At 32.9% G+C, this 20,009-nt stretch carries 15 protein-coding genes and 4 tRNA genes; all 19 read right to left on the bottom strand.

The window, feature by feature from the left end; genetic code table 11:
- Positions 1 to 98: 98 nt before the first annotated feature.
- The 19 genes from tuf to H0V01_14355 all read right to left on the bottom strand — a co-directional run bounded on the left by tuf (position 99) and on the right by H0V01_14355 (position 20,008).
- Entirely contained in the window at positions 99 to 1,286 is a 1,188-nt protein-coding gene (gene tuf, locus H0V01_14445; protein MBA2584572.1) for an elongation factor Tu, read from the bottom strand.
- 104 nt (positions 1,287 to 1,390) lie between these two features.
- Positions 1,391 to 1,462 (bottom strand) — tRNA-Thr (locus H0V01_14440).
- Positions 1,463 to 1,509: 47 nt separating this feature from the next.
- Positions 1,510 to 1,582: transfer RNA gene (locus tag H0V01_14435), tRNA-Gly, on the bottom strand.
- 21 nt (positions 1,583 to 1,603) lie between these two features.
- Positions 1,604 to 1,684 (bottom strand) — tRNA-Tyr (locus tag H0V01_14430).
- 31 nt (positions 1,685 to 1,715) lie between these two features.
- A tRNA-Thr gene (locus tag H0V01_14425) sits at positions 1,716 to 1,789 on the bottom strand.
- Between the two features lie 153 nt (positions 1,790 to 1,942).
- Positions 1,943 to 2,242, bottom strand: a complete 300-nt coding sequence (raiA, locus tag H0V01_14420; GenBank protein MBA2584571.1) for a ribosome-associated translation inhibitor RaiA — start codon at positions 2,240 to 2,242, stop codon at positions 1,943 to 1,945.
- Positions 2,243 to 2,262: 20 nt separating this feature from the next.
- The gene (locus H0V01_14415) at positions 2,263 to 3,144 is read right to left on the bottom strand and encodes a tyrosine-type recombinase/integrase (protein ID MBA2584570.1); all 882 of its coding nucleotides are present in this window, start codon (positions 3,142 to 3,144) and stop codon (positions 2,263 to 2,265) included.
- Positions 3,145 to 3,231: 87 nt separating this feature from the next.
- Complete coding sequence (locus H0V01_14410; protein ID MBA2584569.1) at positions 3,232 to 3,423, bottom strand: 30S ribosomal protein S21; 192 nt, start codon at positions 3,421 to 3,423, stop codon at positions 3,232 to 3,234.
- Positions 3,424 to 3,576: 153 nt separating this feature from the next.
- Positions 3,577 to 4,479 carry an oxygen-dependent coproporphyrinogen oxidase gene (gene hemF, locus H0V01_14405; GenBank protein ID MBA2584568.1) on the bottom strand — a complete coding sequence of 301 codons (903 nt, stop codon included), beginning with the start codon at positions 4,477 to 4,479 and terminating at the stop codon, positions 3,577 to 3,579.
- Positions 4,480 to 6,285 (bottom strand): LysM peptidoglycan-binding domain-containing protein, encoded by a 1,806-nt coding sequence (locus H0V01_14400; protein MBA2584567.1) that lies wholly within the window; start codon positions 6,283 to 6,285, stop codon positions 4,480 to 4,482.
- Positions 6,286 to 6,333: 48 nt separating this feature from the next.
- On the bottom strand, positions 6,334 to 7,866 hold the full coding sequence (gene guaA / locus H0V01_14395; GenBank protein ID MBA2584566.1) for a glutamine-hydrolyzing GMP synthase: 1,533 nt from the start codon (positions 7,864 to 7,866) through the stop codon (positions 6,334 to 6,336).
- Positions 7,867 to 8,213: 347 nt separating this feature from the next.
- On the bottom strand, positions 8,214 to 9,572 hold the full coding sequence (locus H0V01_14390) for an ATP-binding protein (GenBank protein MBA2584565.1): 1,359 nt from the start codon (positions 9,570 to 9,572) through the stop codon (positions 8,214 to 8,216).
- Between the two features lie 779 nt (positions 9,573 to 10,351).
- Positions 10,352 to 11,434, bottom strand: coding sequence for a glycosyltransferase family 4 protein (locus H0V01_14385; GenBank protein ID MBA2584564.1), 1,083 nt, complete (start codon positions 11,432 to 11,434; stop codon positions 10,352 to 10,354).
- Positions 11,431 to 12,504: a metallophosphoesterase gene (locus H0V01_14380; protein MBA2584563.1), complete on the bottom strand. Its 1,074-nt coding sequence runs from the start codon at positions 12,502 to 12,504 to the stop codon at positions 11,431 to 11,433. The genes H0V01_14385 and H0V01_14380 overlap by 4 nt, the downstream gene beginning before the upstream one ends.
- Positions 12,497 to 15,085, bottom strand: a complete 2,589-nt coding sequence (locus tag H0V01_14375) for a CotH kinase family protein (protein ID MBA2584562.1) — start codon at positions 15,083 to 15,085, stop codon at positions 12,497 to 12,499. The genes H0V01_14380 and H0V01_14375 overlap by 8 nt, the downstream gene beginning before the upstream one ends.
- 100 nt (positions 15,086 to 15,185) lie before the next feature.
- Positions 15,186 to 15,926, bottom strand: a complete 741-nt coding sequence (locus H0V01_14370) for a hypothetical protein (GenBank protein MBA2584561.1) — start codon at positions 15,924 to 15,926, stop codon at positions 15,186 to 15,188.
- A gap of 219 nt (positions 15,927 to 16,145) precedes the next feature.
- The gene (locus tag H0V01_14365; protein ID MBA2584560.1) at positions 16,146 to 17,501 is read right to left on the bottom strand and encodes an O-antigen ligase family protein; all 1,356 of its coding nucleotides are present in this window, start codon (positions 17,499 to 17,501) and stop codon (positions 16,146 to 16,148) included.
- A gap of 27 nt (positions 17,502 to 17,528) precedes the next feature.
- Positions 17,529 to 19,271 (bottom strand): CotH kinase family protein, encoded by a 1,743-nt coding sequence (locus H0V01_14360; GenBank protein ID MBA2584559.1) that lies wholly within the window; start codon positions 19,269 to 19,271, stop codon positions 17,529 to 17,531.
- Positions 19,272 to 19,300: 29 nt separating this feature from the next.
- Complete coding sequence (locus H0V01_14355) at positions 19,301 to 20,008, bottom strand: VTC domain-containing protein (protein ID MBA2584558.1); 708 nt, start codon at positions 20,006 to 20,008, stop codon at positions 19,301 to 19,303.
- Position 20,009: the final 1 nt, after the last annotated feature.

Here is a 20,009-nt window from a genome sequence, read left to right as displayed (position 1 = left end):
GGCTTGTAAAATTGGTTTTCCCCTATCACTATTTTTATTGGTAATAAGGCACTCCGGTTAATACCGAAGTGCCATTTTACCACTAAATTATTTAAAAATTACTTGATAATTTCAGTTACCTGTCCAGCACCGATTGTTCTTCCACCTTCGCGGATTGCAAATCTTAAACCTTTGTTAAGGGCAACAGGAACAATAAGCACAACACTTATAGTAACGTTATCACCAGGCATAATCATTTCTCTACCTTCAGGCAAAAAGATTTCTCCAGTAACGTCAGTAGTTCTTAAGTAGAACTGAGGACGGTATTTGTTCTGGAATGGAGTATGACGTCCACCTTCTTCTTTTTTAAGGATATAAACCTCTGCTTTGAATTCAGTATGTGGAGTGATAGTTCCTGGCTTGGCAATTACCATACCTCTTTTAATTTGAGTTTTTTCAATACCTCTTAAAAGAAGACCAACGTTATCACCTGCTTCACCTCTGTCTAATATTTTTCTGAACATTTCAACCCCAGTAACAACAGACTTGATTGGAGCTTCGCCCATACCAAGAATTGTAACTTCTTCACCAGAGTTAATAACACCAGTTTCGATTCTACCAGTTGCAACAGTACCTCTACCAGTGATAGAGAAAACATCTTCAACAGGCATAAGGAAAGGCTTATCAACCTCACGTGGAGGAATTGGAATGAAAGCATCAACAGCATCCATCAAATCCATAATCTTATCTACCCAAGCAGCATCACCATTCAAACCACCAAGAGCAGAACCTCTGATAATAGGAGTAGCATCACCATCAAAATCGTAGAAAGAAAGTAATTCTCTGATTTCCATTTCAACAAGATCCAAAAGTTCTTCGTCATCAACAAGGTCAACCTTGTTCATAAAAACAACAATTTTAGGCACACCAACCTGGCGAGCTAAAAGGATATGTTCTCTAGTTTGAGGCATTGGACCATCAGTAGCAGCAACAACAAGTATTGCACCATCCATTTGGGCAGCCCCAGTAATCATATTTTTAACATAATCCGCGTGACCAGGACAGTCAACGTGGGCATAATGCCTGCTTGCAGTTGAATATTCTACGTGAGATGTATTAATGGTAATACCTCTTTCTTTTTCTTCAGGAGCATTATCAATTGAGTCAAAAGATCTCATTTCTGACAATCCTTTAGAAGCAAGCACAGTAGTGATTGCAGCAGTTAAGGTAGTTTTACCGTGGTCAACGTGACCAATAGTTCCAATATTCAAGTGGGGCTTGGAACGGTCGAATTTTTCTTTAGCCATTTTTAATTTAGTGTTTAACAGTTTAGATTAATTTTAATCTTTTTTTTAAATTTATTTTACTCGTTTTTACTATAAAAACCATCTTTAATAACTCAATAGCTAAGAGCCAATGACGGGACTTGAACCCGTGACCTCGTCCTTACCAAGGACGCACTCTACCACTGAGCTACATCGGCTTTTAAACGTGTGCAACTCTGAAATTACAGAGTCACACACGCTATTGAGCGGAAGACCGGGCTCGAACCGGCCACCCTCAGCTTGGAAGGCTGATGCTCTACCAAATGAGCTACTTCCGCTTTTAATTTCAAAAAGCCAAGTGGGGAGAGAAGGATTCGAACCTTCGAAGCTTTCGCAACGGATTTACAGTCCGTCCCATTTAGCCACTCTGGAATCTCCCCTCCTATTTATTCCTAATACAAAAAGAACAAGAGCCAATGGAGGGATTCGAACCCCCGACCCGCTGATTACAAATCAGCTGCTCTGGCCAGCTGAGCTACATCGGCAATCTTAAATACTTCTGTTTTTGTTTTTTTATTATAACGACTTATTAAACAAAAACAGCCCTCTTTTTAAAAAGGACTGCAAAGCTATACAAATTTAATTAAGTACCAAAAAATAAATCTGACATTTTTTATTTTTTTTCCTATTGGTTTGGTTTATAATCCTTTTATTTTTTCTTTGTGCTTTTGAACCTGCCTTTTTACAGAATCCGTTGCCTGATCAATTGCCTCCTCAAAAGACTTTCCCTTTTTCTTTGCAAACAAATCACTGCCGGGTATAAAAACCCTTATCTCAGCAATTTTATTGTCTTCCTCACTGTTGTTATCAAGCTTAAGATAAGCTTCAATGGCAACAATTCCATCAAAGTATTGATGAAGCTTTGTTAATTTTTCATTTACAAAATCAATTAATTCTGGTTCTGCATTAAAATTTACTGTTTGAATGTCTCTGGTCATGATTCTATCCTCCTGATTTTTTAGGCTTTTGGATGAGCCTGTTTATAAATAGATTTTAATTTTTCAATTGTGTTGTGTGTGTATACCTGGGTTGCAGATAAATTTGCATGGCCAAGCAATTCTTTTATTGCATTTAATTCTGATCCGTTATTAAGCATATGAGTTGCAAAAGTATGTCTTAACACATGCGGACTCTTCTTATCAGCAGTAGTAATTTTGCTAAGGTAAGTATTTACCGTTCTATAAATCAATTTAGGGTAAACTTTTTTACCTTTTACAGTAGTAATTAAATTTGATGCATTTTCCTCAGGAGTTGGATGAGTAGATTCCAAATAGGTTTTGATTAAATTGTTCAAATGATTTAAAACAGGTATTATTCTTTCCTTATTTCTTTTCCCTAACACTTTAACTGTTGAGTTATAAACATCAACATCCTTGATTTTAATATTTATCAACTCGCTTAATCTCATTCCTGTGCAATACAACAGCTCTATAATTAACCTATCCCTGATTCCTTCAAAATCATTATCAAACTCTTTGCCATTCAATAGAGTTTCCATTTTCTCCTTTTCTACAAAAACAGGAAGTTTTTTTCCAGTTTTAGGTGAAAGTATCTTTGTCATAGGATTTATGGAAATTTCCTGGTGACACAATAAATAATGATAAAATGATTTGAGTGTTGAAATTTTCCTGGTAACGGTTCTAGGACTAAGCTTGTTTTCGATTAAGGTTACGAGCCAGGAACGGATTTGCATGTAATTGGCAGTAATTACATCCTTTTGAGCATATTCATGTTCAATAAATAAACAGAATTCCTCAAGATCCCCTTTATAAGCGGTAATTGTGTGGGCTGAATATCTTTTCTCGAATTCGAGATATTGAAGAAACCGGTTAATAGCCATAAAAAAAGAGAAAAACTGCATAAATCTAACGGATAATTTTCATTTCCATTGCAGTTTTTCTCTTTTTTTATGAAAAAATATTTAAGCCTATTCTTCTTCTCTTTGCATGTTCTCTTTATACACAGCTTTAATAACCTGTTCGCGTTTTTTTATTGAAGGCTTAGTGAATTTTTGTCTTTCTCTTAATTCCTTAACTACTCCTGTTTTCTCAAATTTCTTTTTGAATTTTTTTAAAGCTTTATCGATTGCTTCGCCTTCTTTTACTGGTATAATGATCATTTTATGTGTTTTTTGATTTTTTTATATTTTCAACCTGTACTATAACGGGGCTGCAAAGGTATAATTATTTTTACTTTAAAAAAAATAATTCTTTCTGTATTTTTTAAAAGCTAATGTTAATTCTTTGATTAATCAGGTTATGCTAATTTTGCTTTAAGCATTTAGCCAATCTATGTTTTTTTTCAAAAGGTTTAATGTCTTTTCTTCAGGACTGTCTTTTTCAGGTATAAAATTATAAGGCCAATTAACAACGGGCGGTAGGCTCATGAGAATAGATTCAATTCTTCCATTTGTTTCCAAACCAAATTTTGTTCCCTTATCATAAACAAGGTTAAATTCAACATAACGTCCTCTTCGAATTAACTGCCATTTCTTATGATCATCAGTAAAGGCTTTTTTTGCGTTATTCTTCATTAACTGAGTATAAACAGGGGCGAATGAATCTCCAATTGCTTTAATAAAATCAAATCTATCCTGAAAGGAAAATTCATTATTAGGAGCAAGCTTATCAAAAAAAACACCTCCTACCCCTCTAGTTTCATTTCGATGTTGAATGTAGAAATAATCATCTGCCCATTTTTTAAATTGAGCATAATAGGAATTATGGTGTTTATCACATTCCATTTTTAGGTTAGAATGAAAAAATCTGGCTTCCTGTACATTTATGTAATGTGGTGTAAGGTCAATTCCACCTCCGAACCATTTTGAGCCATCATCTAACTCAAAATAACGTACATTCATATGAATAATTGGAACGAATGGATTTACAGGGTGCATTACAATTGAAACACCTGTAGCAAAAAATTCTGTTTCCTCTTTTAACTTAAGTGACTTTTGAATATTGGAAGGAAGTTTACCAAAAACAGAGGAATAATTAACTCCTCCCTTTTCAATAATTGCTCCATTTTCAATTACTCTGCTTCGGCCTCCTCCCCCACCAGGCCTTGACCATTTATCTTCCTTAAATTTAGCAAGGGAATCTTCTTTTTCAATTTCCTTACAAATATTATCCTGCAACTGTTTAAGCCAAACACCAACCTGAATTTTTTCTTCCATTTAATTTACTTTAACCAGCTTGTAATTCTCAAAACGGATAATTGAAAATCCTTTGTTTTCAAAACCTGATTGTTCAGAAACTTTGCTTACATTGAAAGTAAGTTGCAGCCCATTATGGGTAAATAACACGTATTTTTGAGAGAAATACCGTCCATATTTATTCAACAATGACAAGTAAAAATATCCCAGGTCAAATCCCTGGAAAGCATAATTAGAAGGATCAGAAAGATATTTTTCCCTATATACTCCAATAAAATTTTTAATTTTTTCATTATCAAAATCAACATGATTTGCGGTTGCAATATGTGTATTAAGTTTTTGAAGGTAATTAATATCCAAATTTTCGAAATCAAGCCAGGAATCTGATCCAAAAACAATTATTTCTTTCTCCTGAGTAGAAGAAAAATAAAGTTTACTGATTAAATCGGTAACAAAGGCAACATCGTTAGATGGAACAATTAAAATATTTTTCTTATTTGAGGATAAAGCCAGTTGAATAGCTTTAAAATCAGAAGTTAGATAGTTGATTTCTTTTATAGAAAGATTCTTTGCTGCGGCTTTTTTTGTGAACGCTCTAACAATAGGCTTATCCTCTAATTTACTGTTGTGAATCAATACAAGATTTTGATTGGGATAAGCCTCTGAAATAAACTCTGCTATTTGATCGAACTGGGTTGTAGGTGCAGGAACAACTTTACTAACATAAGGATTTTCAGCAATAATTGAATTCTGTTGAATAAAAGGTGATACAATGTGAATTTCATTTTCCAGTGCAAATTTTGAAGCCTGAACGAAACCTGAAAGGAATAATGGGCCTATAATTAAATCCATTTGTTTAAGCTCGGGTTTTGCAAGTACCATTTTTAATTGTAATGAATCCTTTGCAGTATCATAAACATAAATATTAGCCACAAGCCCTTCTTTATTCATGGAATCAAGTGCAAGCAGAAAGCCTTCATAAAATTGGAGTGCTACAATTGATTGGTCAAATAGGATTTTTTTTTCAAATGGTCTTTTATTTTTCTCTATACCATCATTTTCCTGAATAAATAAAGGAAGAAGCAAGGCTATATTATATTCACCCGGGTTTTGTTCATCTTCATCAAATTTTCCACTTTTTAATTTTTCCTTAATGTATTTATAAATAACTGAAGTGTCTGCCTTAATAATATCATTACGCCCAGGTAATATTTTAACGGGTATTCTGATTGTCTCACCATCTTTTAAACCTTCTGGCAAACCATTGTTGATAATACTTATTGAATCGATGTTTACACCATATTTTTTTGCAAGCGAATACAAGGTTTCTCCTTTGTGAATAGTATGACGAAGCCAACCATCTTCTTTAGCGGGAGCAATAGATTCTTTATTAATGTTTTCAACCTTATTCACACGGATTTTGAGCACATCCCCAATTCTCATTTCATTTTGAACTCCTGGATTTTCAAAAACTATATCCTCTAAAGCAATATTGTAAAATTTAGAAAGTGAATATAAAGTTTGCCCTTTTTCAATGGTATGAAGAATATAATTTCCTTTAATTTCCGGGTTGTTTAACTTATGAAGCTTTTTGTTTTCTTTAACCAGTGGAATCCTTAAAACCTGGTCAATCTTTAATCCTTCGGAAGCTTCAGGATTTTCATTAAGAATATCTTCAATTTCAATTAAGTATTTTTTTGATATCGCATACAAGGTATGCCCCTGCTCCACTTTATGCATGTAATACTTTTTCCCCTCTATAGTTTCTGTTTTAAGATCATCCTGGGAGAAAACGGAGGGAATGCTTGCTGCAAATAAAAGCAGCAAGAACATAAGTTTTAAAATGCGGATTGACCTATTAATAAACATCACCATTTATTCCCATTCAATAGTTGCAGGTGGCTTAGAGCTGATGTCATAAACAACGCGATTAATACCTTTAACTTTATTTATAATGTCATTGGATACTTTACTTAAAAAATCATAAGGAAGATGACACCAATCAGCAGTCATTCCATCTGTGGAAGTAACAGCACGAAGGGCAACAGCATTTTCATATGTTCTTTCATCGCCCATTACTCCTACAGTTTGAACCGGAAGAAAAATGGCACCAGCCTGCCAAACATCGTTATATAAGCCTGCTTTTTTTAAGGAACTAATGAAAATATCATCCACTTGTTGAAGAATCTTTACCTTATCTTTTGTAATGTCTCCAAGTATGCGAATAGCGAGTCCGGGACCTGGAAAGGGATGTCTGTTAAGGATATTTTCATCTATTTCAAGTGTTTTTCCTACTCTTCTAACTTCATCTTTAAATAAGGTATTTAAGGGTTCTACAATTTTTAGTTTCATAAAATCGGGTAAGCCCCCAACATTGTGATGTGACTTTATTGTGGCAGAAGGCCCTTTTACAGATATAGATTCAATTACATCGGGATATATGGTTCCCTGAGCAAGCCATTTAACATCTTGAATAAGATGTGACTCTTCATCAAAAACATCAATAAAAACTTTTCCAATTGCTTTTCTTTTCTTTTCCGGATCAGAAACACCTGCAAGTTCGGCATAAAACCTATCTTTTGAATCAACTCCCTTTACATTTAAACCCATATCTTTATAGGAATGCAAAACGCTTTCAAATTCATCTTTTCTTAACAGTCCATTATCAACAAAAATACAATACAGGTTTTTTCCAATTGCTTTATGTAACAACACTGCAGCAACGCTAGAATCAACTCCACCTGAGAGTCCCAATACTACTTTGTCATTTCCTATTTTTTCCTTTAACTGTTGTACTGTTGTTTCAACAAAAGAATCAGGTGTCCAATCCTGTTTGCAACCGCAAATATCCACAATGAAATTTCTTAACAAAACTGCACCTTCTGTTGAATGGTAAACTTCAGGGTGAAACTGAATGCCATACGTTGATTCTCCTTTAATATGGTAACCTGCAACTTTCACATCCATTGTACTTGCAGTAACCTTATAATGATCTGGAATTTTCACAATTGTATCACCATGAGACATCCATACTTGAGAATTCAGAGAAATGCCTTTAAACAGGGTGTCTGTGTCATCCACAAAAGAAAGATTAGCTCTTCCATATTCCCTGGTATTGGAAGGGGTTACTTCGCCCCCGTATTTATGAGAAAGCAGTTGTGCACCATAACATACTCCCAATAAGGGTAATTTTCCTTTAATTAATGTTAAATCAGGATTAAGTGCAGCAGCATCCCTTACTGAAAAAGGGCTACCAGAAAGCACCACTCCTTTAATTCCTGAATGAATTTCAGGAATTTTATTAAAAGGATGTATTTCACAGTAAACATTTAGTTCTCTTACCCGCCTGGCAATTAGTTGGGTGTATTGTGACCCAAAGTCAAGTATTAATATCATTTCATTCTGCATGAGGCAAAAGTAAATAAAAAGTATTAGGTTAAGCAGGTAGTTAAGGAATAAATAACTTTAAAGTTTAATCATTTGTTGTTAAGTATAACATGAATATATATGTCAAATAAGGAGTTTTGGGGTAATTTTTTAATAAACCAGTTAGATATGCTAATTATTAAAACTTATAAACCCTTAATTTTTTAAATTAAGGGAACTTGAATTCCATATAAAATTGTTCTTTTTAAAAAGCATCCTATTTCATCCAGACCTGCATACACTACAACTATGGCCTTTGTTTGAGATAAAATCAGCTATACAATTTGTGCGGAATCAATTTTGTTTTTTTAAAGAACTATCTGTAAAAATTATTTTTCATTGATCTTATTTTTGAACCATGTTAAATAATATTCAATTTGAGAAACCAAAAAGTAAGGAAGGTTTAACAGAAAATATTTTTTACCTGCCAGGGTATTCACCTCGGTTATGGAGATTTCTCCGGCATAAAAGCGAATGGCCATGTTATGTGGGGCCAGGTCCATAAATAAATGCAACGACCTTAACTTACCTGCAGAACCTGATTTAACTTCCACAGGTATTACTTTTCCTTCAAATAAATAAAGGTAATCCACCTCAGCAGAAGATTCTTTTTTCTCACGTATCCAAAAATTAAGCTGGTTTAATACGCTGTGATCTATGGCCAAAAGTTCCTGGCCAACGATATGTTCAATAACAGTTCCCTGGTAAACTTTGTTTAAATCAGTGGCCCAAAGCAGTTCTTTTTGGATTCCCAGGAAATAATTGAGCATTCCTGTGTCTAAAACCTGCAACCTGGGGGATTTGCGAGAATCCGGTTGCAATGGAAGTTCTGCACCGGTAGTGGGATAAACAAGGTAAAGTAGAAACGCTTTTTGCAAATTCCTTAAAACTTCTCCCATTTCTCTGGACCTGTAGTTTGATTTTCCGAAACCCTGGAATTTAATTCTTTTGCCGGCTTCAGCAAATGAGGCTTTAATGACGTGGCGAAAAAGCTGCACCTGAGTGGCATTGGCTGCATATTTTTCCACATCATCAATATATGAAACTATAAGTGATTCATAAATTGGTTTCAGTGAAGTTAAATCCTTATGTGTTGCATAATGATCAACGATTTCGGGCATTCCTCCAATTAAAGTGTAAATATTAAAAAGGGCAAAAAGTTTTTCATTGGCAAATTCCGGTAAAGGTATATTCCTCATTGCCTGCAATGCAGCATGTTCACCAGTTGCAGCAAGAAATTCAGAAAAAGACACCGGCCTTACCACCAGGAATTCCAGGCGTCCGACAGGAAAACTCACATTTTGGCTGAAAAGCGTCTCCAACAATGAACCTGCAGCAATTACATATAATTCGGGAGCCTGTTCATAAAAATAACGCAGCAGGTTTAGTGCTTTGGGAACCTCCTGTATTTCATCAATGAAAATCAGTGTTTTTTTCTTTTTGGAATGAACTTTATTTTTTATAAAAAATATGGATTGTATAAGCGTATCCATGTTTTTAAAATCCAAAAAAGCCTGGCTGTCATCAGGTAATTCCAGGTTTAAATATATGTACTGATCAAATTGATGAGAAAACTGAGCAACCAGGGTAGTTTTGCCAACTTGCCTGGCTCCCCTAATTACTAATGGTTTCCGTGAGGGCTTTGCAGCCCATTTTATCATTGTAGAAATTATATCCCTTGTTATCATTATTTATATTTAAAACATCAAAGCTGTGCTTTTTATAATAGTGGAAGCCTTGGTTAAATAAAACTAATTTGTATCATATTGTAAGGCCAAATAAAAAAACAAATGGGCAAAGTGAAGGTAAATATAAATACTTTATGTATCATAGTGAGGGTAAATATAAATACTTGTTGTATCATAGTGTGGGTAAATACAAGCATTTAATGTAACATAGTGAGGGCAATGTAAACCTTTATGTACCATAGTAAAGCCAAATATAAACATATATGAAACAAAGCAAGGGCAAATATATACATTTTATGTAACATAGTTAGGGTAAATATAAACACTTCATGTATCATAGTAAGGGCAAATATTAACATTTCATGTAACGTGGTGAAGGTAAATTCAAACATTTTATGTATCATAGTAAGGCCAAATATAAACCTATAGGTAACAAAGAAAGGCCAAATATAAACACTTCATGTATCATAGTTAGGGCAAATATTAACATTCAACATTCAACGTGACATAGTGAAGGTAAATAAAAACATTTAATGCATCATAGTGATGGCAAATACAAACATTTTATGTAACATAGTGAGGGCAAACACAAACGTTTCATGTAACATAGTAATAATGTTAATGCAAACATTTTATATAATATAGTTGGGTTTATATAATCTTTTTATGTTAGGAGCAATTTAATTCCGAAAAAAAAATGTGTGCGGAAAATATAAACAACCATGGATAATAATTTCATGATCCTATGCCTAAACTTCGGGAAGGCATGAAAAAACTTTTCAGCTAATGCCTTTTTCTGGCCGAGACAAAACTCCTGTAATGGTCTGTGCCCATTTTTCGGGGGTAATTAACTTTGCTTTTTCTATACTCTTCTCCCCCATTTCAAGCAATTGTTCTTTGGATTGTGCTGTCATTTTTTTCAGTGCGTTTTTCAATGCCTCCACATCTGCTGAATGATATATAAAACCGTTCTCGCCCTGCTTCAAAAAGGCAGAATTTGCCCCCACTTTATCGCTGCATATTAAAGGAAAACCGGCTGCGGCAAACTCATGCACTACAACTCCCCAGGGCTCAAAATGGCTGGGAAGCACAAAAACACCGGAATCTGCAATGATTTTTTTCATTTCTGATGGCTGTACAAAACCAAAATGTTTTATTTTGGGATGCGTGACTTCCTGTTCTTTTAATGGGCCAACTCCCAAACACCAAAGCTCCCAGTCGCTGGGCTTTTCATTTTGCAGTTCTATAAATGCCTGCCAAAGGTCTTTTATGCCTTTGTGCTCTATGTAGCGGCCTACGTAAATGAAGCGTTTGGGAAATTCTTTTTCTTTTTGTTCTTTGTTTTTTAGATATAGTGCATGAAAGAAATCAAAGTCTGCAGCGTAAAAGCCTCTCAAAATTCTATTGTTAGTAAAACCAAGTTTTAAAGCAAATTCTGCTTGAATTTCTCCGGGAACCCAGGCATGTGAAAAATAGGGAGCTATGGTAAATGCTCTTGATGCAACTGCCAGCCATTGTTTTGTTGTCCCTATCCATTGATTATCAAAACCAACAATTACCGGGATTTTCCTTCTGAATTCTTTGCAAATTTTAAGATAATCTTTGTCTATCCATCCGCTGCAAAATATAAGATCAGGATTTAAATTGGATGCAATTTTTAGTAATTCAGTTTTAGAAAATTTTTTTTTAGGATAAAATTTTACTTGTTTTGGAAAATCGAATTCAAAAGGGGCTTGCTCATTTAGAGGCCAGTGTATTATGTGAATTAAATATTTTTCTTCATTTGCTAACACTTTAATGCAAGAAAGAAAGTAGGCAGCAAGCTCAGAATAAAGGAAAAGAATTGTTTTTGTCTTTTTCAAAATTTATTTTTAAAAAAAAATCGTCTTTTAATAAAAACAAATAAGCTCATGATTAATATTCCAAAAGCTAAACCAATCCAAAAATGGTAATGTTTAATCATTTGTAAAGTAAGATATGGTATTAGCCTGTAGTTGAAATCCATTTCCATATTTTTTGAATTTCTATTCCAGAATTCAATATCATAGGTTTGTAAATTATGTAATGGTTCACCTGTAAGGGAAATTGTATTAAACTCAACTGCTTTATCCGTATTTACACTAACAAGAAGTATGGCATCTCGTTTTAAGTCTCGAATTGCGGTAATAATAAACGAAATGTTAGAATCTTTTTGTTTATCGTAGAAAAAAGAAACAGGTCCTGAAGCCATAGAACCAGAAAACCAAAAAATTGATTTCGTTGAAAGCTCATTCAAATAAGATGAAACTTCAGTTTTGAAATTATTTAATCCAAATTGAGTTTGAGTATTTCCTTTAAAAAAAGTATTGTAACGGGAGTTGTTTTCAGACCATACAGGCCGATGTGATGCGATGAAAATATTCTTAATCGCATTGTTTTTTTGAGCTTGAGAAATGGCATTTTTAAAAAATTCCATTTGCTCTCCTTTTATACTTCCATCATTGATTTCGGTATCTAAAAAAATAAAAAGATTTTCATTGTAAACGAATGAAAAAAAAGTTTTTCCAAAATAACTTTCATATCGATTACCCGATAAGTCATGGTTACCAACAGCATTAAACAAAGGCATATTCAATTTATCAAATAAGCTCCTCTTATAATTTGCAACATAATTATCATTAACATCCAAAAACAAATCACCCAGGGAAATTATAAAATCGGCATTTAAACTATTAATAGTATCAATATTAGCTAGTAAAGAAGCCGCAGGAAAACCTGAAATATTGGAAGATGCTCCGTGCAAATGACCCGTAACAATGAAGGAAAAACTGCTGTTCAAAGAATCCTTTTTTAAAACTTTATTGTTAAAAGGAGATTCTACAGGCTGATTGATAGCTATTGTATCTATGCTGAATAAAAAACAAAACAGATATAAAGCAACTTTTTTATTCATTTATATCCTGTTTAAGTAATGCTTCAACATTCTTTATTGTCTCAGATAAAGAAACGCCATTTATGCTAATTTTTGATTTTGATTCAACAAGGCTTTTCTTTACGTTGTTCTCTAGAACTACATTTGTTGCAGTAATAAATGCGGGACCAAACTCTGGCTTATTCTGAAAAGATACAAAAGCAATTTTACTATCTTTTATGGTCACATTATCAAGAATAATATTTGCAAAATCTTCGGCAGAAACCGCAATGTTGGAATTAAATATTTTAATGTTTTCTCCTTTAACTTCTGAATGTGCCTTTGCATTGAGTCCTTTATTTCCCGCTTTGTTAATAGTAATATTCTTTAACAGCACATTACTTGCGGTGATATCAATAGCATCTTCAATGCAATTAACAAAGGAACTGCTGGATACACTACCATTACTAAATTTTATATCCAAGGCATCATTAACTAAATTCTCAAAAAGGCATTTATTAACTCTAAAAGAAGAACGAATAATAGTGAGAATATCCTCATTATTGCCACTTGTAAAATAACAATTTGTAATATTAACTTCAGATTCATAAAAAGTAACAGCACCGGAGAGTTTTAATTCATTGTCTTTTGAGCTATTAAGTTCCTTAAAATGAACATGTTTTAAATTTGATGTTAGTGAAGCATTTAATACGACAATTCCCTGACCTGTTAAATCAGAAGAAAATATTACAATTGGTTCTTTTTCATTTCCAGAAAAATCAAGAGCAGAATATGAAACAATTCTAGCATTGTTGATTAAATCAATAACAGTATTTTCAGAGGCTTTAACTATATAATCTTGGGGAATAATCATGTTTTTATTTATCTGCCATTTTCCAGGTCTTATAAAAACCACTTTTTGCTCCTTATTTACTGTTAAAAAAGTAAATTCTTCCATATTAGAGACCTGATTAAGCAAATCCTCCTTCAGCCAATTTTTATCTTTATAGGGGTATGGAAAAACTTCAGCAGATTTTTCAGTACTTGCACCAAGAATTCGGTATTTTACACTAAGTTTTTTTGCAAATTTATTTTTCCATATTAAGTCTTGTGGCAAAACAAAGGAAAATCCTTTGTAATTTACGTACTCCTCAGGTAATTTAGCAGAAAGTATAAGTTCATTTAAAGGTTTTGAAATAACCGAATCATTTAACATAATCCCCAAAATTTCAATAGGCAATGATTCTATAACACCTAATTGGATTAAAAGAGAATCGTTTGCTTTGCCATCAAAAAAAGCATGGAATCCTTTAGGTGTATCTAGAATTCGTTTAATGCTTTTTTGATTTTTGTAATAAAGCTCCTTATCAAACTTTTTATAAGCAAACTCACTGTATATTATTTTTAGATTTTGATTCAAATCCTTATCAATACTGGCGAAAAAATTATCTAAATACTCTTTTTCTGCTACGATTTCTAGCTGCTTAATATATTCTTTAAAGAAGGCAGGATTACTAAACAGGTTATTATGGAAATCATTAATAAAGGCACCTTTTTCAAGTGGTTTATACCTGGCACTGCCTGCTATTTTTTTTGTAGGGTAAAGGCTGCAGCTTTCATATCCTACAGGTTCCAACCTTGATGTAATGGGGTTATAATAGAATTTCACATCGCTCCAATCCATACTAAAATGTCCCCCCATTAAATCCATTACAGCATAGAACTTAGCTTGTTTTTTTATATCAAACACACTATCTGCAGGAAGTTCACCCCTTCTGAATGCTTCAATCAATGCCATTCCTTTTAAAAAATATTGAAATTGAACGGGGTCTGAAAGGGTCTTTTTTTCTCTGTAAATTTCAAAATTGGAAGATGAAAAGGAACTGAATTCAGCTATTACCTTGTCTTTTAAAATCTCATTGTATCGATCTACCCAATATAAATTGGGATTAAATCTAAAAACAGGTCCTATTAAATTATTATTATCCGCAATAAGTTCATCATCAAAATGCTCTTCAACAGCATATATCCCTAAATCTTTTCCATTTAGAACTATATTTATGAATTTATACCTTAAAGCAATTAAATGTTCTGCCTTTAACATTTTATGATATACCCATTCATAGACATATTGCCGTGTGCCTGGATGTTGCAAAGAGAATGTTCTCATTCCCATAAAATGATCGTTATCTTTAACTTTTACCCTGTATGACCATTTTTCACCATCAACATGGTCTGTCATGTGGCCTTTGAGCCTGATTTTAATCCTTATTTTTTTACCCTTATGAAGGATAATGGCAGGAACATAACTATCTGGTTCATTTATTATTAAATTTCTGTTCAATGCTAATTGCCTTTTCTCTTTGATAGTATTAAAATCAGAAGGTTCAAATTGTATTTCTACTTTTTCAATTTTTGCATCAAGGCTGAATAAATAATTTGAAGATGCTGTGGAAATAAAATCATACAACCCGGTATAGCCTTTTGTTTTGATAAATTTAGATGCAAAAATTATACAGTAAGCGGTTAAAATTATAAAAACAGCTAAAGAAGCCCAGATGAGAAAAGGTTTAATATTAAATAAACTACTCCTTTGTTCTTTATTATTTTTCTTAATCTGCATCTTTTAAAAACTCGTTATATAACGCTAAGAATTATTCTTTGTTTTTATTTTTAAACTTGTTTTAACAAATTTGTCCTCAAAAGTAGTATTATTCTTTACTTCAATCCTTTAAATTGGCTTTAACATGAGCCTGTAACGGAGTAAAAAGCACATTAGCAAGTGCTTTTTGACCTTTATTATTAAGATGAATAAAATCACGGTAAAGGGAAGAATCTGCATTGTATTCAATACCAGAAAGGAATTTAATTTTGTTTTGGCTGAAAACTTCCAGAAGCTTTAATCCGCTATCTTCATATTTACCATTGATAATTTCTTGTTTGCTTGGATGAAGGTAAACAAGCATTTCAATTTGATTGTCATTTACATAATTAAACAATGCTTTCCATCCCTTGTTCATGTATTCGATGTTATTGTGTGAAGACAAATAACTGTAAGCATTGTAATTCCTACTTATTTTGTTATTGAACCAAGGAATAAAATATTTAAAAAAGCCATCTGTAATTGCCATAAAAGGTTTCTTAGAAGGCCAGGCAGGATGCACTCCCACCACTTTTTGAAAATGCATATGGTCGTAATAATCATGACTGCTAAAAACAAGAACTATTAAGGATGAATTAAAATGCCCATTTTTCTTAATGTACTCAAATGCATTATCTGGTCCCCAACTATTTGCGCCTACGTTGAGAACTCTTATGTTCTTTTTAAACTTTTTTGATAATTGTTCTTCAAGAATACTTGAGGCTAAACTGTCCTGATCTGTTTGGGAACCTCCATTAATTATTGAATCTCCGATTTTCAGTATTCTTATTTCATCCTTTTGAGATAATGGTTTGCTACGCATGGAAAACTCATTGGTACTAATAGAATTTCCAAATCGCTTTACACTTTGATTGGGAGCATAAATGTATTCAAAATCCTTATCCTCAATATATACAGGCAGCTCACCTAATCCAAGCCAAAAACGGGCTACAAGTTCTGCCGTAAGTAGAATAAAAATAAGAAGAAACGATATTTGAATTGTTCTTTTCAGGGTTTGTAATTTATTATTTTAAAAATTATCTTATTTATCCACTAGCAAAATCTCTTTATCTTCCAACAACTCATTCTCTACCAATTTTTCTACATTTTCCTGCTCTTTTTCATGGAAAACCTTATCAGACATAAGTGTAATAATCATTAAAAAAATAATGGTAAAAGGATTTAAAGAAGATACTATCCAGGGTTCAAAATTAATGGTGAACATAATGGCAAACATTATTGGATAGGCAAGCTTCGTAGTTTTATTTGCTCGAGAAAAGGATAGAAAAAAAGAACGTAAAAATAACATCAATCCAATGATCCCTGTGTTAAGCCAAAGGATTAGGTAACTGTTGTGTACTCCGCCTTCATGGCCCAACCTACTTAGTAAATTATAATTTTTACGCATAAAATATTCATCAAAAGCAATTCCTTTACCAAGGAAAAAATTGTGTTGAATTTGTTCCCAGGCAAAGGCCCAGGCAATATATCTTCCTCCACCTTTTTCCAGAGTTTCAAGTCTAAAAAAAGATTCTAATCCCAGGTAACGTATAATAGCCACATAATTGGCTCCTATTAATTCATAAAGGACAATGGCAATAATCAAAACCATAAAACCAAAAAAGGGTGATATTTTAAAAAATCTTGCAAATCCCAGGAAAATAGCCAAAGCAACTGCTGCACTGCGCGAACCTGTTAATATTAGTGACAATAATACAACTGAAAAAATAAAAATTTTCTCATTCCTGGAAAATAAAAGTGGGCGGAAATGATTAATTAAATAGGTTAGCAGGAAACTTAAAATACAAAAAATAGCCAGTCCATTGGGGTTTCCAAAAATTCCTCTGAACCTTCCGCCATGTGAAGCAGCAATTTCAGGCATTAAAACTTTAAGAATAAGACCAACAATTAAAATAGCAGTGATAAAATAAACTAACTTCTTTAAAAAACTATTTCCATTATCGTGGTATATTTTAATCATATAATTGGGAGCAATCATGAAAATTAAAAAGTAGGAAATAGTTTTTTGCAAACTAATAAGGAAGGTTTCACTATATGCCAGGGCAATAACAGCAATTAAAAAAAAGGGTGAAAACTTTTGAAATAAGTGGTTTATAGGCCTAAAATCTTTTTGATTTAAGAAAAACAACCCTGCTAGTAAAACAATATAAATATTTTTTGTGTTTTGGGCAAACTTCATTGAAGGTTCAAGACTATCAGACAAAATAAGCAAAAACCAAAAACCAAGGAACATTTCTTCGTACAGTCCCTTCATTTTTAATAGCAAAACTGTAAGTGGAATATACACATAGGCAACAGGCCCTCCATATATTCCAACTATCAGCCAAGATAGCAGAATGATAATAAACTGGAAATTGTCTTTTAGGGCCAGAATCACTGTTTTCTTTTATTACTTGTTGCTTTTTTACTTTTTGTTATTCTCTTTTAAAAAATCCTCAAGCTGCTCTTTTTGGAAATTGGGTCGGTTAATTGCAAACTCTTTCAATACCTGAACATTTTGTATCCACTGTTTCATCGATGTTGGTTTTCTCCACCTTTGAATATGTTCTTGCATCTCAGGTTTCAAAACTGCTTCCATCTGATTTATTTTTTCTAAAACCTTATCAGGAATAAAAGTATTTTCTAAATGATAATTGAATCGATTAATAAATTTTTCCTTAAATCCTTGATTTTTTATTAAAGCATTAAACATCAATCCCAGGTTGTTATCAGGAGAAAGTTTATTCAACATATTCACAGTGTATGCATTGGGATTCCCAGTAAATCCAAAACCATAATCGGTATCAAAAAATATCCATCTCCATCTTCCATCCTGACCCAAAGGCGCATCTGGTTGAGGTGTTAAGGTTAATTTTTTCCAACATCTTGCATTGTTATTAGGCCAATCTGTATTAGCAAAATAAATATTGGCAATAAGATAATCCGTAAAATTTTCTAAATCCATTAATGTATTTAAATGCTCATAATTCTCTTTTACTGATAAATCATTATTCTTAACAAAGCTTATTAATTCACCAAATCCCGATTCCCTGATTTGTACTCCATCTTTCAGATCAATTATTTGTACGAATTCCTTGGCAAAATTATACTTATTACAAAAATAATCCTTGCTAAAACGCTCTCTGATATTATGGATGCCCCAAAATTCTCCATTCAAAAAAACAATTGAAGGCAGGTAATCCTGAAGATCCAGATTGGTGTTTTTTAAAAGTGAATGCATTAGAGCATCACGAAACATTGTTCTATCCCAATCATTTCCTGAATTTCGCAATATAAGCTGGTTAAAATCTTCAATTGGGTTTTCAGGAAACAGTTTATAGTTTAATGATTCCTGTCCATATTTTTCATTAAAATAAATCCTTAAAGATTTTTGACTGTAAGCCCTGGTAGCACTTCCATTTATTCTTACACCTGAATTTGATGAAAATCCTTTATTGCTCTCCCTTTCGAAGAATGTAATATGGATAGGACGCTCCCAATTTTCACCCTTTCGTTTATAGTTGGCGGGGTAATCCCACCAGTTTGCATTTAATTTTATATTTTTTTTTGCATAATTGTCCTTGTCCTCATAACCTTTACCCATAACGTAAATTCCTTTATTATATCCAAAAAAATCATCCTGATCAATTACCAGAGATACAACTGGCAAGGAATATCTATCTCTTCCCTTTGAATGCACAAAATAAGTATTTACTACTTCCTTACTTACACTTCCATTTTCGGTAACTGAAATTGCCCTAACAATTGTTCCTTTAAAAACTTTATTCAAAGGAGGTTTCCATCGAGGAGAAGTTGGAATTTCTGAAATCCCATTGGCATTGTCTGCACTGATTTTAATAGGGATAGGAGAGGAATAAATTTGTGCTTTTCTACCTGGTACAGTTCCATCAGTTGTATAATATACCTTTGAATTGGATGAACCAGGTTTTAATACAAGGTGAAATTCTTTGTCATAAAACCCACCGGAATCTAAAAAAACAGGTGGAATAACACTTTTTGAATAAATAAATGGCAGGTTGTTTTTTTTTTTATCCCCTGCAATTTCAATACCTATAATTGCTGTTAAAATTAATGCAAGAAAGGACAAAATAAAGCCTGATTTAACAGAAACAGGGAGTTTTTTTTCTGACTGTAAAACAGGTTTCATACTTTATTGAAATTCATAAAAATTATACTTTAAAGGGAAATTCGTTCTAAACCTTGCAAGTATTTTGAACTTTTAGTTAAAGGAAACGGGAAAAAAGTTGATATATTTCTTGCTAAATTATCCATTTCAGGATCATATTTCATCTCTAAAACAAGGGTTTCACGATCGTTTGATTTATTTAAAAAAGTATTGTGAAAATAACTTATTCGGTAAAAAGTAAGGTTGCTGTCGATAGTTACCCTTATTTTTTTATCGTCAGACAAAAAATATTTACGGTTATACCTGTTCAGAAGTGTAGGCTGCAAAGACAATAATTCATCTTTTAGGGCATTGGGAATTTGAGTATTCTCAATGGCCTTTGCAATAACCGTTTTATTGAAATTTTTATCCAGGGTAAAGGGATTTAATTTAAACGAAGCCTTTTTCCCTAAAAGACCTTTTTTAATTTTATATTCAAGAACAGGTTTTGAGATAGGGCCAAAAGTATCACCATACCACCTGATTCTAACTTTCAGCCTGTGTTTTTCACCCTCAACATTATCGTAATAATGCATTAAACCTGGGGTATCGAAATAAATGTTATTTACTATTCTTTCCTGAAATAATTTTTTAAAACCTGATGGATGCATTTTCAAATGCTGTTCTACCTGAGTTTTATGGAATTGGGAAACAAGGAATTTCCTTTCATAGCGAAATTCTTCAAAAGAATTTGTTCTATTTTGGAATGGGTTTATCAAA

Source organism: Bacteroidota bacterium (genome assembly GCA_013696965.1).
GTDB lineage: Bacteria > Bacteroidota > Bacteroidia > JACCXN01 > JACCXN01 > JACCXN01.
Note: the sequence above shows the minus strand (reverse complement) of the source record. Positions and strands in the feature narration are given on the sequence as shown.